This window comes from Thermonema rossianum DSM 10300, assembly GCF_000426825.1.
In the GTDB taxonomy this organism is placed as follows: domain Bacteria; phylum Bacteroidota; class Bacteroidia; order Cytophagales; family Thermonemataceae; genus Thermonema; species Thermonema rossianum.
In genome coordinates, this window is record NZ_KE384579.1 from 211067 (window position 1) to 228201 (window position 17135).

Below are 17135 nucleotides of genomic sequence, written 5' to 3' on the forward strand. Positions count from 1 at the left end.
AAAAATATATACTAAATTCAAGCATAAATTTAACAAAATGCAACTGAATGATGATGGACGGTGTACGTTTTATGCGCACTTTCTTTATGAAACGGCAAGGATGGATATTGCTTTTTAGCTTTTTATGTTTTGCACAGCTTGTAAAAGCACAGCAAGATTTTCCCCGGCTCTATGAGTCGATGCTTGCCGCCTACAATGCCGGCGACACACAGCGGGCAGCTTCATTGGCAGACAGCTTGCGTGCCATAGCGCCACAAGCGCTGCAAAACAAGCCGGAACAACTGGCGGCGCTTTATCAGAATATGGCTGTGATTTATACACGGGCGCAACGCTTGCCTGATGCCGAGACGATGTATCAAGCTTCTATGGAGCTGCGAAAGACCCAAGACCTGCCATCTTATTTTTCTACTGCCTTTCAACTGGCGGCACTTTACGTGGCACAAGGCAAGCATGCCGAAGCAGAGCAGCTTTATGCCGGAGTAGTGGCGCTGAGTGAACAACAGGAACAGTTGACCTTGTATTATCCGGTGGCACTGGCTTATTTGGGGCAGCTGGCCATACGAAAAGCAGCATGGCAGGAGGCAAATGCTTACCTTGCCAAGGCAGATAGCCTGTTTCAACAGGCACAGCTTACCAACCGCCCTGAATATGCCTATGTATTGGTAGGCAAGGGGCATTTGTTGGTAGAACAGGGCAATTACACGGAAGCCAAGCCGCTGCTACAAGCAGGCTTGCAGCTGGCGCAGGCAGGCAAGGTGGCAGACTTGCAGCGTCAGGCGCTCTTAGATTTGGCTTTGATAGCCGAAGAAGAAGGGCAAACTGCACAAGCAATTGAACAGCTGGAAGCATTGCAGCGCATGACAACCCGGAATACTGTAGAGGCAATAGCGTCTTCTGTAGCTTTAGGACGCCTTTATGTAAAAACCGGCAATTATGAGCAAGCAGAAACACAGCTGCGTAATGTGCAGGGAGCTATAGAAGCGCTACCCACGTTGTTACCCGATTATTACCAAGCATGGGCCATGTTGGCAGCTGCCCGGCAAGAATACACCCAAGCACTTACTTTTTTGAGCAAAATAGAAAGCGTTTCAAAAGAAGATGCCCCGGTACAAGAACGCCTGACTTTACTGTATAACCGGATACAGATAGAGCGGGCCTTGGCGCGCTGGGTAGATGCCATGCAACACTTGGAAGAGTTCATCCGCCTGATGGAAACAAATAATAAGCGGCAATCGCCTTTATACGCGCGAGCATATCTTCTGTGGGGCGAAATACTGGAAGAAGGCCTTTCGGACTACGAAGCCGCCGCCGAGAAATACCGATTGGCGATGGAGAGCTGGGAGCGGATTCATGGAGCCAAGACACTCTCGTATTGGCTGACTGCTGCGGACTACGCACGGGCTTTGATGCTCTCCGGGCAATACCGTAAAGCAATAGATGAGTACGAGCGCCTATTGCCCGGTTTAGAAGAGCTGCTGGGCCCGGAAGCGCAAGCCTACGCAGAAGTGCTTTCGAACTATGCCAATGTGCTTTATGAAACCGGCGACTACAATAAGGCAGAGGAATACTATCAGCAGGCAATAGAGATTTACAAGAAGAACTTTGCTGCCGGAGACCCCGCCTACATTGCGGTGGTGCGCAACTTGGCTGCTGTTTACGCCAACCGTGGTCTATATGGACTTGCCGAAGCTCTCTACGTGGAAGCCATGACCGAGGCTGCCATGAGTTTGGGTGAAGAGCACCCCTTTTATTTGGACTTGCGGGAAGCCTACGCACTACTTTTGCAAAGCATAGGTTATTATGACACGGCGGAGCAAATGCTGACACAGAACCTGAGCATTCGCCGCCGTCTTTTGGGTGAAGAACACTTGGCAGTGGCCGAAACATATCTTCACTTGGGGGCGCTCAACTACCTGATGGGAAGCTATGTAGAAGCCGAAGAGGTGCTTAACAAGGCACGCACGCTTTATGAGCGCCAAAATGCCAAAGAGATAGCAGAGTACACGGATGTTCTTTACTTTTTGGCGAAAACCCTCAATAAGATGGGGCGTACCAAAGAGGCCATCGAAGCTCTGCAGCAGTGTTTGGCACTGAGGGAGCGTATCGTGGGGCCGGAACACCCCGACTATGCCCTGGCACTAAATGCCTTGGCTGCTTATCATGAGCAAGTGGGCAACTATACCGAAGCGCAAGAGCTATACCGCTGGGCATTGGATATCCTCCGGGCCAAAGGAGAGTATAACCCCGAATACATCGGGGTGTCGGAGCGCTTGGCCAATCTCTACAAAAAGCAGCGAAAGCTGCAAGAAGCTATCGACCTGCTGAAAAAAGCATATGATGCCCGCTTGACGCTCTACGGGAAGGTGCATCCGGCAACGGCTGCCTCTGCTAATAACCTGGCCATTTTGCTCGAAAGTGCAGGCAAGCCGGCCGAGGCCTTGAACTACTATACAGAGGCACTACAAGCGTTTGAGCAGACAGTAGGTACACAACACCCCGATTACATCACGACGCTCAACAACTTGGCTATCCTGCATGACGAGCAAAAGAACTATGCACAAGCTGCTCAATACTACGAACGAAGCGTGGATGTCTTGGGCAACTTCATAGAGGAGATATTCCCCGGTTTGAGTGAAAAGGAAAAACGCTCTTTCTATTACAAGTATCGCCCATTTTATGAGAATTTCTTCTTCTTTGTCGTGAAGCATGCTACCGAAAAACCGGAAGCCGCATTGAGCCAACGTTTGCTGCTGAAAGCCTACAATCTGCAGATGCAGCTCAAAGGTATTTTATTGAGCACTACCGGACGCCTGCGCCTGTTGATGGAAAACACGACGGACGAAGCGCTTAAACAAACCTACCGCCAATGGCAAGCGTTGCGCGAGCTGATTGCCAATATATACACGGAAGGGCTTCAGGCTGCCCGGGAAAGGGGCGTCAACATAGAGGAGCTCGAACAGGAGGCCAACCGTTTGGAAAAGATCCTTTCTCAACGCTCTTCTGAATTCGTTACCACTAATCAGCGGCAGCAATATAATTTCCGTGCTTTGGCAGCTTCCTTAAAGCCGGGGGAGGCGGCTATGGAGCTGATTCGTATTGAACCGCAGCCGGATAGCGTGTACTATATCGGCTTGATTGCCCGCCCGCAAGCAACTGTCCCGGACTGGTTCATACTTACCGAAGGGAGTAATATAGAACGGCATGTGAATTACCACCGGAATGCCGTGAAGTTTAAACTCGCCGACCGCCGGAGTTATGCCGTTATGTGGGCACCCATCAAACCCCATTTGCAGGGAGTGCGCCGTCTGTATTTCTCTGCCGACGGGGCTTACTACCAAATCAACCCCTACGCCCTGTATGATGCGGCACAAGACCGTTACGTGATTGATGAGGTAGAGATTGTATTGGTGTCCAATACCAAATATCTCATCAACATGAGCGAAGACAGAGCAGTAAAGAGAAAGGCAGTGTTGGTAGGCAACCCTACTTATCAGATAGACCCATCGCTGGGAATAGAAGCTTCGGCCGTTGACTTGGATAATCAAGAGAGCTATTGGCTTGCCGGGGCGCGTTTCACACCCTTGCCCGGCACGGAAGTAGAAGTAAATCAAATTGCAGATTTATTGAAGAAGGCTTCTTGGGATGTAGAAGTATTTAAAGGGGCAGAGGCGCGTGAAGAATACATCAAAACCATCGATAAGCCGGGAATCCTGCATATTGCCACCCACGGCTTTTTTATTCCTTCGTCCAAGGACGAGGTGCAGCCCGGACGTTTCATCAGCCGCGAAGCTTTTGAAGAAGACCCTGTGGATCCTATGCTGCGCTCCGGTTTGGTGCTTGCCGGTGTTACCGACTATTTTAACGGACGCCGCGAAGGGCGACGTGATGATGGTGTGTTGACAGCCTATGAGGCAGCTCACTTGGATTTGTCGCAAACGCAATTGGTTGTATTATCAGCCTGTGAAACCGGTTTGGGTAAAGTGCAAAACGGCGAGGGCGTATACGGACTACAACGTGCTTTCTTGCTTTCGGGGGCCAACTATTTGGTGATGAGCCTTTGGCGGGTCGATGATGCCGCCACGCAGCAACTCATGAGTCGTTTTTACCATTATTTGGTAGAAGGGAAAGAGCCGCCGGCTGCTTTTAAACAAGCTCAGATAGAGCTGCGGGAAAAGTACCGGCACCCTTACTTCTGGGCTGCTTTTGTGTTGATAGAGCAATAAGGCGCGGCAATAAGCATGGAGTTCATTATCTTTGTACCCCTTAACCTCAAGCAGCGCTTGAGCGTACAGGCAAAAAAGGTATTGACCATCAGCAAGAAGAGTGTAGTACGATGAACAGAAGAACATTCCTGAAGCAAGCGCTCATTGCCGGCGGTGTGGCGGCAGTGGCTCCTTTTGAACTGTTGGCAGGGCGCCCACAGGCTACCCGCCTTACCATCCTGCATACCAACGATATGCATTCGCGCATCGAGCCCTTTCCTTTGTCGGCACCACAGCACGCCGGCGAAGGAGGTATGGCACGCCGGGCAGCTCTTATCAAGCAAATACGCAGCGAAAACCCGCATGTGCTTCTGCTTGACAGCGGCGATATTTTCCAAGGTACACCTTATTTCAACTTCTTTGGGGGCGAATTGGAATTTAAGCTCATGAGCGAAATGGGCTATGATGCCGCCACGCTCGGAAATCACGACTTCGACAATGGCTTGGAAGGCCTGTTGAAGATGCTACCTCATGCCCGCTTTCCTTTCTTGACCGCCAACTATGACTTTAGCCGCACCCCGCTGCATGGCAAAACCAAGCCCTATCAGGTGTTTGAAAGGGGCGGCATTCGCATCGGCGTGTTTGGCATAGGCATTGAGCTGAAAGGCTTGGTCAATGAGCGTTTGTATGGCAAAACACGTTATTTGGACCCTGTGGGCGTGGCACGCGAGATGGTCAAAACCCTGCGCAAAGATGAAAAGTGCGATTTGGTGATTTGCCTTTCGCATTTGGGCTTTCTTTATTCTAATGGAAAGATATCGGATGTGCTGCTGGCAAGCAAAGTGCCGGGCATTGACATTATCTTGGGCGGGCACACGCATACCTTTATGCAAGAGCCATATAAAATGCGCCATGCCGACGGAAACTACACCATCATTCATCAAGTAGGATGGGCAGGGGTGCGCTTGGGGCGTATCGACCTGGTGATTGAAAACGGAAAAAAACGGATGGTGTCGGCACGCGCCCTGCCCATCAGCGCCGGCCGTGTATAATGTAGTGGTTGGGGATTTGCCCTTTTTTTAACAACTTTGCAGCCCTTTTTGAGTTCTGTTTATGGTTATTCCAGGTACTAAGCATAGCCCTTATGATTATATGAGTGTTCGTGATGCAACAACGATATGGAACCAGTGTCTTAAGGTCATTCGCCAAGAGGTGGATGAAGAGCAATTTAAGACATGGTTCTCGCCTATCGTGCCATTGCATCTGGAGGGCAATACCTTAACCATTCAGGTCCCCAGCCTTTTTTTCTATGAGTGGATAGAAGAGCACTATGTGCATGCCTTGCGCAAGGCCATTGTGCAAGTGCTGGGCAAAGGGGGGCGCCTCGATTACTCGGTGGTGGTCGATAGGGGCGATGCTTCCCACCATCCGTTGGCAATGAATATTCCCACCGCCAAAACCGGCAACGGAAATGGCAACACGCCCCGGCAAAAACAACCGGAGAGTGTGCCCCCGGGGCAGCGCCAAGTGGCTACTTCTTTGCGTCCCAAGCGAAAAGGTAAGAAAATACCGGAGGAGTATAAGCCCCTGCTCGAAGAAACCGAACTGAATCCACACTATACTTTCGATAACTTCATAGAAGGCGACTGTAACCGTTTGGCGCGCTCGGCCGCTTTTGCCGTAGCGCAAAAGCCGGGGGTTACCTCTTTCAACCCCTTGATGATATACGGGGGCGTAGGGCTGGGTAAAACCCATCTGGTGCAGGCTATAGGCAATCATATACGCAAGACACAGGAGGAGAAGATTGTGGTGTATGTCTCTTCCGAAAAGTTTACCAGCCAGTTTATAGAAGAGCTCAAAAACAACAACTTGCAGTTCTTGACCAACTTTTACTTGCTCATCGATGTATTGATTATTGATGATGTGCAGTTTTTGTCGGGCAAGGAAAAGACACAAGAGCTGTTTTTCCATGTGTTCAACCATTTGCATCAGAAGGGCAAACAGATAGTGATGACCAGTGACCGCCCCCCACGCGAGCTGAAAGGCTTACAAGACCGCTTGTTGTCGCGGTTTAAGTGGGGACTTACTGCCGATTTGCAGCAGCCCGACTTTGAAACACGCCTTGCCATCATCCAGCGCAAACTGCAAAACGAAGGCATTAGCCTGGACCCGGAAGTGATTGAATATTTAGCCAACACCATAGACAGCAACATACGCGAGCTGGAAGGGGTCATCGTGTCTTTGATGGCGCATTCTTCTTTGAATCGCCGCCCCATAGACATGGCGCTGGCAAAAGAAGTGGTGCAACATGTGGTGCAAAAGCAGGATGAGCTGCCGCATGAAGACATAGAAGTGGGCATAGACACCATCATGGAAGAGGTGGCACGCTATTTTGGCTTAAGTGTGGAAGCCCTGAAATCGAAATCCCGAAAGAAAGAAATCGTGGTGCCCCGCCAAATAGCCATGTATTTGTGTAAAGAATACACCAACTTTTCATTGAAGTCCATCGGTTACCACTTTGGGGGGCGCGACCATAGTACGGTTATCCATGCCGTGCAAAACATCAGTGAGCTACGTGACAAAAACGCCGACTTCCGTTTGTACATAGACCAGCTGCTGGACCGTCTGCGCCTGTTGAAACAATCGTAGGCGGGCAGTCCGGGGTACCTTTAACCTCATGAATGATGCCAATAATAAGTAGAGGAGTAAAATTGATGTTTGCTGCCAGCTTCCTGTTTGCGCTGATGAACATATGCGTAAAGATGGTGCCTCACATTCCTGCCATTGAAATTGTCTTTTTCCGTTCTTTGGTTACTTTGCTGATGAGCGTGTGGGTGTTGCGGCGTGCCGGCGTGCCTATGTTGGGCAACAACCGCAAAGTGCTGGTGCTTCGCGGTCTGTTTGGTGCCATTGCCTTGGCTTTGTTTTTCATGCTTTTGCAACGTATCCCTTTGGCAAGTGCCGCCGTCTTGCATTTCATTGCCCCTATATTTACCGCCCTGATTGCAGCGCTGGTGCTCAAAGAGCGCCTTTTGCCCTTACAGTTTATTTTTATGCTGCTTTCATTTGCCGGTATCCTTGTCATGAAATCGTTTGACTGGCGTATTGGCTGGCTCGATGTGAGCATGGGCGTATTGTCTGCTTTTTGTGCCGGCTGTGCTTACAACTGTATCCGCTACTTGAAAGGGCGCGAGCATCCCGTGGTCATCGTCCTTTACTTCCCTTTGGTAACGGCGCCCTTGGCTGCCCTTTGGATGTTTTTTGATTGGGTGATGCCGCAAGGTTACGATTGGCTTTGGCTGTTGGCGATAGGGGTGCTTACCCAATGGGCGCAGGTGCTCATGACCAAAGCCTATCAGGCAGAATCAGCGGCGAAAGTAGCAGCTGCCAGTTATATCGGCATCGTTTATGCCTTGGGCTTGGGCTATGTGTTCTTCGGCGAAACTTTCACATGGCAAACGCTGGCAGGCATGCTGCTTGTTTTGGCAGGGGTAATACTGAATGTGGTGCTTACACCGGCTTTGAAAAAAAGGCAGCAAAAAGAAGTGGCTTCTTGATGAGCGGGCTGTATCGTGTGGTTTAAAGAAAAATTTCGAAGAAAGTATGCGGCATTGGCTGCTATGGCATTTTTATTGAGCAGCTAAACAGAAAAAATCATGCGTAATTGAGCAGCTAAACAGAAAAAATCATGCGTAATTGAGCAGCTAAACAGAAAAAATCATGCGTACGACTTTCTTCTTCTACTTCATGCTTTTGCTGCCTGTTGCCGGCACCTATGCCCAATACTTCGGAGGCGGCTTTCAGGTGGCTGTGCCTACCGGTGAATTTGCAGAAAATACCGACGCCGTAGGCATCGGTTTCAACATCTACGGCATGGGAGGCATTGGCGGCAACGAATCCGTGCAAATAGGTTTGGATGTAGGGTATTCGCTCTATGGGCGAAACGAACAGCGAGAAACCTTGACAGCCGAACTGGTCGCTTATGACAACAACGGCAACCAGATACTTATTGACCAAATCAACATGCCGTTGCGTATTGTGGTCAACAACAACATTTTTCACACCCATTTGATTAGCCGCTTCATTGCACCTATCCCTTATGTGCGCCCTTACATAGACTTCATGGGCGGCTTTAAGTACATTTACACACGCACCAAAATTTATGACGAGTCGGACGATGGGCGCTATTCAGGTGGTAATAACTCGGGCAATAACAACAACGACCGTCTGATTACTGCCAAGAACCAAGCCAGCGATTTTGCATGGAGCTACGGCGGGGGAGCCGGTTTGTTGATTACGCTGGGCGGCACCAATCTCGAATTGCGGGCGCTCTACCTGATGAGCGGCGAAGTGAGCTATTACGACTCGGAAGATACCAAGGGGTGGACGGTAGAGTTTAAAAACAGTCCTTCCAACTATGACCCGGGCAATGTGTCTTCGGAAGACATAGGCGAAGTGCGCACCAAAGCCAATAAGAAAAACTCACGCTCCGATGTGTTGTTTTTTAGTCTGGGTATCAATATCCCATTGCGTGGGCAGTAAGAGATACACACTTGCTTGTTTGAACTTTTTTGCACAAATTCAACAAAAAAGCCTATGAAACATAACCGTCTGTTATTGCTTATTTGGCTGTTTGCCTGCTTGGGCGCCTGTCAGAAACAAAACAAGCAAGCACTGCGTGTCTTTGTGCTCAGCTATGAAGACTTTGGTCCCAAATACCTTGCCTATACGCTTTTGGGCAATGAATGGTATCAGTGGGAAGAAAGTGAAGACGAAAATAAAAGCTACCGGATTCAGGTAGTGGTCTATAAGGACGAGGACTTGGAGCGGGTAAAGAAAGCCTATCCGGTACAAGCCGAAGCAGAGCAAGATTACCGTTATGTGAGCTATGAAGCAGCCATGGAATATCTGAACCGGCACAGCCAAAACCCTGCCCTATCGGAAAGCAGCCGGCAGAAGCTCGAAGAAACCAAGCTGCGCTTGATGGAAGCTTTTGGCGAAACGCCTGAATAACGGCTTGCCATTTTACGTTGAGCAGCCTCCCGGCATTGCAGGTTTTAAAGCACCTTGCAGTGCCGGTTTTATTATGACTTGGCTTTTTGTGCCGTTTGGAAGAAAGGGCACTTGGCGCTGCACATAGCCCCAAAACAAAAAGGTTTCTTTTCCATGCTCGAAAAAAGCAGAAGTCTTTGAGGAAGCCTGCCGGCGCAAAGTATGCCATGCCATTATCTTTTATATTTGCCACAAAACGCGCATAGCCCATGTTGCTGGACAGAGCCTTTTATGAACGGGAAGATGTAGTGGGCATTGCCCACGACCTGATAGGCAAGGTGATAGTATCGGAAATTGACGGAAAACGAACGGCTTTGGTTATTACCGAAGCAGAAGCCTATTGCGGTGCTACTGACCGCGCCTGTCATGCCTTTGGCAACCGGCGTACCCCACGTACTGAGGTGATGTATGCAGCCGGCGGCCATGCTTATGTTTATTTGTGTTATGGCATTCATCGTTTGTTCAATGTGGTAACCAACCGGGCTGAAAAGGCCGATGCCGTCTTGATTCGTGCCGGTGTACCGCTCGAAGGCTTGGCACACATGCTGCAGCGCCGCAAGCACCAACGGCTGACGCCCCGTTTGAGTGCCGGACCGGGCACCCTTACCCAAGCATTGGGTATAGAACTGTTGCATAACCGCCACGACCTGACGCTTGGGCAGCTGCTGTGGCTTGAAGACCGTGGCATAAAGCCCCCGCCGGGGGCAATACAGGCAACCCCACGCATAGGCATTGATTATGCCGGTGAAGATGCCCTGCTGCCATGGCGTTTTGTATGGAAAGATGTGCCGGTAGATGCTTTCCTTTAATCTTGTGGCAGATAGTTTATCGTGATGACTTCGCTTTCCTGTTTCTTTTTATTGTTTGCGTATTGGTTTTTTTCATCGGGCGTGCCACACAAATAGACGAAAGAGTACTCATCATAAGCTGCTGCTTGTCCGTTTTCTTGTGAAGCGTCTTCGCTTTGTTTCGGTATTTTTCCTGCTTGATCGCTCTTTTTACATTGCTCGTTATATTGCTCGGGGATAAGGTCTCCAATCGATTTACTGCTTGAACGCTTTGAACTATTCGAACTATTCGAACTCTTCGACGGTATTAGCCAGTTCATGGACGATTTGGGACGGGTGCAGGCAACGTAAAAAAGGTTGAGAGCTGCCAAATCTTCTTTTTGAGTGGTTTTGGTGAATTCTTGAATGATGCGGCTTATGAATATTTTGTACAGCGTTCCCTGAATGGCAGCATCCCCACATTCCTTAATCTTTTCAAGGAAACTATGGTTTTGAGTAACAAACAAATAGGGAAGAGGCGAAGCCGTATCGGTATCGGACAAGCGTACGTAAAGTGTGTGTTGCCGGTTACTATCCGTAATGGACCAGTTGAGCAGGATGATGGTTACCGGAAATTCAAGTCCTTTGGACTTGTGAAGGGTCATCACTTGCACGGCGTTTTGGCGGACGTCTTGCAAGGCGGGCATTTCGCTGAGGGTGTCCCAGTATTTTACGAAAGCATGAAGCTGTTGCCCTTCGGTGTGCACAAATTCATGCACCACTTCCAAGAAGCGAAATACATAGGCTTGCTCGTCTTTCAGCTTCAGCAAACGGAAGTGTTCAATTACTTCCAGTACAATATCGTAAACGTTTTTACCATTCAACTGCTCGAATCCGAAAGTTTTAAGGTAGGCATATTTTTCGCGGTAATAATCCCAGTCGGCACCTTCGGGCACTTCACCAAATATTTCTTGTAATGTATTGTGTTCGATGGGGCTTTCAGACGCCGGTGGCTTACCTTCGTTTTCAAGAGCTTGACAATACAGGCAGTAAAAAAAGCGTGCTTCGGCTTTAGCCAAGCGGTTGGCGGGTTGCGCCAGGCTTTTCAAGAAAGCCACCAAGAAATTCACGGCATGGGCGCGGTCTATGGTCAGGGAGCCGGGCGCATAAGCCTGCAAGTCCTTGCCGTGCTCGTCTTGCTTGTCCTTAGATAGGCTGTTCAGTTGCTGTACGATTTGGTTCACCTCGTCATTCTTGCGGCACAAAATGGTGACGTCGTCATAGTTGAAGCCTTTGTCTTGGATGTATTGGTGGATGATGTGCACCATGTTGGAAAGTATTTGCTGATTGTTCCTGCCCGGAACAAACGTTACGACCACTTCGCCTGACTCGGTCTCCTGTTGGGGTTCTTGCTCCACGGAAGTGTACGCCTTCATAATGAAGGGGTTGGTCGCTTCCTTTTTTTTGATGGCTTTGAACAGCTCATTGTTGAATTTCACGATACGGGAAGCGCTGCGGAAGTTTTTATCCAGTGTGTGGCTTTGCACACTCTGCAAAAAAGCTTCTACTTCGGGGCGTTGGGTGGCGTCGAGCCCTAAAAAGTCGAGCATTTCAGCAGCCAAATCTGCCGAATTGGCATTGGGACCGGCCTGTGTCAAGTTGACCAATAGTTGCGATTCGCCGCCGCGCCATTCATAAATCGACTGTTTGGGGTCGCCTACAATCAGACTCTCCAGCCCTTGCGAGGTGCTTTCCTTCAAGAAAGGATAGAGAATGCGCCACTGTGTAATGGAGGTGTCTTGAAACTCGTCGATAAGGAAGTGTTTGTAAATATTGCCCAACTGCTGGTAGATTTGCGGAGGGCTCATGGGGTTGTCGGTCAAATAGCGGGCTAACTTCAACGAAAGCCAGCCCAGATACAGCTTGCTGTTGCGTGAAAGGGTGTTTTCCAGCAAGTGGTGCATGAGAAAATAAATAAAGAGCTTTTGTACACTCTGTATGACGGTAAGCTGAAAAAGCACATGCATGCAAACTTCGGTGTGCACATTTTCCATCTCTTTTGCAAGGCGGCTTATCTCTTGCTGCACTTCGGGCCGCAGACTCTTCTTAGCACTCTTTTTTATCCATTCTTTGTCGGGGGGAAGCTGTGAACCGATACCGGATAGTGCCGTCATGCTTTTAACGTATTCATTCAGCTGCTTGCTGTCCGGTTGTTCGCTTGTGAGTGTCTCCTTTAGTTGAGTGACTTTTTCTATTAATTCGCTTAAGGTCTTGAACCCTTTGGCGGCGTTAATACGGGGGGCTCTGTTTTGGTTAGAAAGGTCTTGATGGCGGTCGATGCCTTCTTTTTGCAGCAGGCTTTCTATATCTTCCCATCGTTCCTTCAAATCTTGAAGGAGGGGTTCTACGTCCCTTTTCAGGGCTTCATAGGCTTGTTTTTTCTTTTCCTTCAAGGCTTGAAACAGCTCGCTGAGCGAAGCAGACTGCTTGTCTTTGATGAGTGCATGGCGGCTTTCTTCCACGATGTCGAGAACGGTGCTGTCGAACAGTTGTTTGCCCGCTTCTTTTAACTTTTCACCTTGCAGCAGTTTTTCCCAGCTTTCATCGCCGGCAAGTGCTTCTTCTTTAACAAAGTTCTTTAACTCTTCTATGATGGGCATCCACTGTTGACTGCCGCCTTGCTGCTCTTCCTGCGGCAGGTCGCGCACATGCAACATAAGAAAATCAACCACCTGATCGAGGGATTCTCTTACGCCGGTGGTCAGCTCATAGCGTGTCGGCAGCATCAGGTCGAAAGCGGCGGCTTTACCCAAACGGTTGATGAAACTGTCGATGGTGCTTATGTGCAGCTCGTCCAAGTGGTGCAGCAGTTCATGATATACCCGGCTTACATATTGAGGCGAGCAGTCGATGCCGGGCGTGTTGCGCAGCTGCTCTCTGAGCTTTTCGGCGTCTTTATACTCGTCTTCGGAACGTGGATGCACCAAAATGCGCAAGAACTTCAGTACACGCTCGCGAATCTCATGGGTGGCTTTGTTGGTGAAGGTGATGGCCAATATATGACGGAAGTAGCGCGCATCTTTGTAGTTTTCTTTCTTTAAAACAAAACGCAAGAAGTAAAGAGCCAGGTTGTAGGTCTTGCCTGAACCGGCAGAGGCATTCAAGATGGTCAGTGGTTTGCGGGGGTTGTTCATAAAAAAACAGCTTTTGAAGTAAACAATTGGTACTTTTAAGGGTTTATATGCTCGAATGAATTTATAAAAAAATTGCTTGAATGATGCGATTAAATGTATTTTTTAGCGTATTGCTTTTGTTTTTAAGCGCTTATGCCGCGGAGGCACAGCAGCCTGCACAGACTTCTGTTTTGCGCGGTACGGTGACCGACGCCCGGAGCAATGCGCCCTTGCCCGGCGTGTCTGTTTTTTTGCCTGATTTAAACATAGGTTCGGCATCCGATGAAAACGGGCGTTTTGAGGTGACAGGTATTCCGCCCGGCTTGCATACGGTGGTGTTTTCTTTCGTAGGGTACCAAGAGCAGCGCATTGAAGATGTGCGCTTCACTTCGGCAGCACCTGCCGTGCTGAATGTGGCATTGGAGCCCGAGACCATCGGATTGGACGAAGTAACCGTGACGGTGGACCGTGCTTTGGAAACCAACGAAGAAGCGCCGCTCTCGCTCAAACGTATCTCGAGTACCGAAGTGGGACGTTTCCCGGGCGCCAACCGCGACATTTCGCGTGTGATGCGTGCTTTACCCGGCGTGGCAAGCACCCCTTCGTTCCGTAATGACTTAATCATTCGCGGTGGAGCACCCAATGAAACACGCTTTTACTTAGATGGCATTGAAATTCCCAATATCAATCACTTTGCCACGCAAGGCGCCAATGGCGGTCCGGTGGGGCTTATCAACATCAATTTGATTGATGGAGTGAACTTTTATTCCGGAGCTTTCCCGGCTACCCGCGGCAACCTGCTCAGTGGCTTGTTGGAGCTGGAGCAAAAGCAGCCCCGCCTCGATGAGTGGGCATTTACCGGCATTGTCAGTGCTACGGATGCCGGCTTGGTGGCAGAAGGACCTTTAGGCGAGCGTACCGGCATTTCATTGTCTGTCCGGCGTTCTTATCTGCAGTTTCTGTTCGATGCCTTGGAGCTGCCTTTCCTGCCTACTTACAACGACTATCAGCTGAAGTTGCAGCATGACTTCTCACCAAAAGACCGCTTCACGCTTATCAGTGTGGGCGCACTTGATCGCTTCCGTTTGAACTTAGATGCCAACGAAACGCCCGAACAACGCTATTTGCTCGATAATTTGCCCGTATATGGGCAGTGGAACTACACCATTGGCGGCAAATATGAGCACTTCCGCAAGGATGGCAACTATACTCTGGTGGTGAGCCGCAGCATGCGCGAGAATGCCTTTTACAAATATCCGGATAACGACGAGTCGAAGCCCAAAAGCATCGACTATGTGTCGCAAGAGATTGAAAATAAACTGCGCTTTGAAGATGTGCGCTATCGTGGCGCTTGGACCATCCGTTACGGTGCAGGCTATGAGCTTGCCAAATACAATAACCGCAGCCGCTATACCTTGGCTACTGCCAATGGGCAGGTGCCTGTTGACGTGAACAGCGAATTGAAAATGAATAAAGTGGCTATTTTTTCGCAGGTAACGCGCACTTTTGGCGAAAAGTGGAGCGTGTCGGCAGGGTTGCGCACCGACTTCAACGATTACAGCCGCGATATGAACCGCCCCTTGGAGCAGCTTTCGCCCCGTTTGGCGGTGGCTTACAGTTTTGCCCCGCGTTGGCAGTGGAGTGCTTCGGTAGGGCGCTACTACCAGCTGCCGGCTTATACGGTGATGGGCTACCGCGCGCCGGATGGTCGCTTGGTGAACCGTGACAACGGCTTGACTTACATACGTTCTGACCAGGCAGCCACAGGCTTTGCCTTTCTGTTGCCTGAACGCAAGGCGCGTATCACACTCGAGGCTTTCTACAAACGCTATGACCGCTATCCTTTCTCTGTAGCGCAAGGCGTATCTTTGGCAAACTTAGGCTCTGACTTTAATGTGGTGGGCAACGAAGAAGTAACGCCCACTTCGGAAGGCAGAGCCTATGGCGTGGAGTTTCTTTACCAGCAGCGCCTATTTAAAGGAGTGTATGGCTTGTTGGCATATACTTTCTTCCGCAGCGAGTTCACCGATGCACAGGGTGTTTATCAGCCCTCGGCTTGGGATTTCCGCCACTCTCTCAGCCTGACCGCAGGATGGCGCTTTGGCAAAGCGTGGGAGCTGTCGGGGCGTTTTCTGTTTTCGGGCGGAGCCCCTTATACCCCCTACGACTTGGAAGCCAGTGCCCTGAAAGCCAATTGGGATGCCAACAAACAGGGCGTGCCTGACTACAGCCGCTTGAATAGCGAGCGCACTTCCGATTTCCACCAGTTGGATGTGCGGCTGACCAAGCAGTTCTACTTCAACCGATGGAGCTTGGAGCTTTACCTCGACATACAAAACCTCTATGGCTACAAAGTGCGCCTGCGCGACAACTTCGACGTGCTGCGCGACGACCAAGGGCAACCCCTTACCGACCCCAACAATCCACAGGCTTATCAATACCAATTGCTTAAGAACGAATCGGGTGTGACCCTGCCCAGCATCGGCGTGGTAGTGGATTTTTAAGTAAATACGCTTGCTTCAAGCATACAACCAAGGCAAAATACCGTGTGGTGTTTTGCCTTTTTTATATCTTAAACAAAACGGAAAATAACGATAACTATCAATGCAATGGAAACCAAACGCTTAATCCTTCAAGTTGCACGCCTTGACAGAAACTATAAAAAGGAAGTTCACTTTTCCTTTTTTGCAGAAGATGAACAATACACCTATGAAGGCAAAGCACCGGTCAGCGCTCTGTTTTGGAAGAATGAAGTACTCAAAGAAAACAGCCGGATACTTTTCTTGTTTCCGTTCTCTTTGCCTTTGCAAGATTTCAGCGGGTGTACAGACGAATATTTACAGTATTGCAGCCAAATAGACCAAGCACGCTATCGCCCCTCCGACGAAGCGTATGCACAAGAGGTGGCACGCAAACATCCATTTATTGAAAATGAATCGTTTCTGATGCTTTCCTGCATCGGTAAATACAAAGTGGGCAGTCACCTGTATGAGTTCGAAGAGTTCAAAGACAGAACCATCGATGACATTACTCTTGAGATATTGTCCTGCCTGGTAAACGAATATAGCGACATCGAGGAACTATACGTGGACATTACCGCCGGGCATAACCTTTATGTTACGGCTATGCTAAGTGCTGTCATGCGATTTATTCCCATTTACGAGCTGATGCACGGCTTTAAAAAACAATTAAAAGCCATGGTGCTTTATTCTGACCCCATAGTGCCGGGGATAGACAAGGTAAATCTCTATGTGTCGCCTTTCCGTGCACGTGGCTTCATGGAGCTGCCGCTTAGAAATGTTGACCCAAATCAAATTAAATCGTTAGTGAGTACTCTTTGGGGTAAGGATAAAAGGAGAATGGAGAGCTTTTACTTAGAGTATTTTCCCGCTTTGTTTTTCTCAATCAAGCAGGGGTTTGTGTTGCTTATTCCCAAGCTGATAAAGCACATAGAAGAAGAGTTAAAGATTCGTCCGGATGATTTATTGATTCAACAGACTTTTTCAAAAAGCATAGACAAGAAGAAACGTTATTCGATGGTTTATGCCTTCTTCTTTTGCTTTGCCATGTACAAGGGCTTTTATGAAAAGTTCAAAGGCTTCCCGGATAAGTTAGTTGTCAGGGTGGAAAGGCAAGGCGAAAAAGTGGAAATTTCCGGTATTGAAGAGGAAGAGAGATGGAAGAGTGCCTTTGATGATTGTCATTTAAAGGATGTGTTCGGCTCTTTTAAAAGTGAGCTTCAAAAGCTTATTAAAGAGGTGGATAACACTTCCTACCAAAAGAACCCACGATTCGACCCCCGCAATTTTGTAGCCCATGCCGGGCTCGAGAAAAATATGACTAAATTAAGCAAAAAGGAGGCGGACTGTTACGAAGTCACTTTAAGTGATGGGGTACTCAGTTATATTAAAAAAATAGTAAATGAGTGCAAAAAATGATAA

10 protein-coding genes are annotated in these 17135 nt (G+C 49.1%); 9 read left to right on the forward strand and 1 reads right to left on the reverse strand.

Annotated features, from left to right (window positions below; all coding sequences use genetic code 11):
* Positions 1-47 precede the first annotated feature (47 nt).
* The 7 genes from K384_RS12530 to K384_RS12565 all read left to right on the forward strand — a co-directional run bounded on the left by K384_RS12530 (position 48) and on the right by K384_RS12565 (position 10063).
* A complete protein-coding gene (locus tag K384_RS12530; RefSeq protein ID WP_084147234.1) occupies positions 48-4223 on the forward strand; it encodes a CHAT domain-containing tetratricopeptide repeat protein in 4176 nt (1391 codons plus the stop codon).
* Between the two features lie 110 nt (positions 4224-4333).
* Positions 4334-5254: a bifunctional metallophosphatase/5'-nucleotidase gene (locus tag K384_RS12535; protein WP_038032850.1), complete on the forward strand. Its 921-nt coding sequence runs from the start codon at positions 4334-4336 to the stop codon at positions 5252-5254.
* A gap of 100 nt (positions 5255-5354) precedes the next feature.
* Positions 5355-6851 carry a chromosomal replication initiator protein DnaA gene (dnaA, locus tag K384_RS12540; RefSeq protein WP_038032851.1) on the forward strand — a complete coding sequence of 499 codons (1497 nt, stop codon included), beginning with the start codon at positions 5355-5357 and terminating at the stop codon, positions 6849-6851.
* Positions 6852-6883: 32 nt separating this feature from the next.
* Positions 6884-7759: a DMT family transporter gene (locus K384_RS12545; protein WP_245605311.1), complete on the forward strand. Its 876-nt coding sequence runs from the start codon at positions 6884-6886 to the stop codon at positions 7757-7759.
* Positions 7760-7922: 163 nt separating this feature from the next.
* Positions 7923-8744, forward strand: a complete 822-nt coding sequence (locus K384_RS12550; protein WP_038032854.1) for a hypothetical protein — start codon at positions 7923-7925, stop codon at positions 8742-8744.
* Between the two features lie 54 nt (positions 8745-8798).
* A complete protein-coding gene (locus tag K384_RS12555; RefSeq protein ID WP_038032856.1) occupies positions 8799-9215 on the forward strand; it encodes a hypothetical protein in 417 nt (138 codons plus the stop codon).
* A gap of 248 nt (positions 9216-9463) precedes the next feature.
* A complete protein-coding gene (locus K384_RS12565) occupies positions 9464-10063 on the forward strand; it encodes a DNA-3-methyladenine glycosylase (RefSeq protein WP_038032859.1) in 600 nt (199 codons plus the stop codon).
* On the opposite strand, the gene K384_RS12570 is transcribed toward K384_RS12565, so the two are convergent.
* The gene (locus K384_RS12570; protein WP_038032860.1) at positions 10060-13215 is read right to left on the reverse strand and encodes a UvrD-helicase domain-containing protein; all 3156 of its coding nucleotides are present in this window, start codon (positions 13213-13215) and stop codon (positions 10060-10062) included. The genes K384_RS12565 and K384_RS12570 overlap by 4 nt on opposite strands.
* 80 nt (positions 13216-13295) lie before the next feature.
* On the opposite strand from K384_RS12570, the gene K384_RS12575 reads away from it, so the two are divergent.
* Both K384_RS12575 and K384_RS12580 read left to right on the forward strand, forming a co-directional pair.
* Positions 13296-15698, forward strand: coding sequence for a TonB-dependent receptor (locus K384_RS12575; protein ID WP_157630169.1), 2403 nt, complete (start codon positions 13296-13298; stop codon positions 15696-15698).
* Positions 15699-15803: 105 nt separating this feature from the next.
* Positions 15804-17132 carry a TM1812 family CRISPR-associated protein gene (locus K384_RS12580; protein ID WP_038032861.1) on the forward strand — a complete coding sequence of 443 codons (1329 nt, stop codon included), beginning with the start codon at positions 15804-15806 and terminating at the stop codon, positions 17130-17132.
* Positions 17133-17135 lie beyond the last annotated feature (3 nt).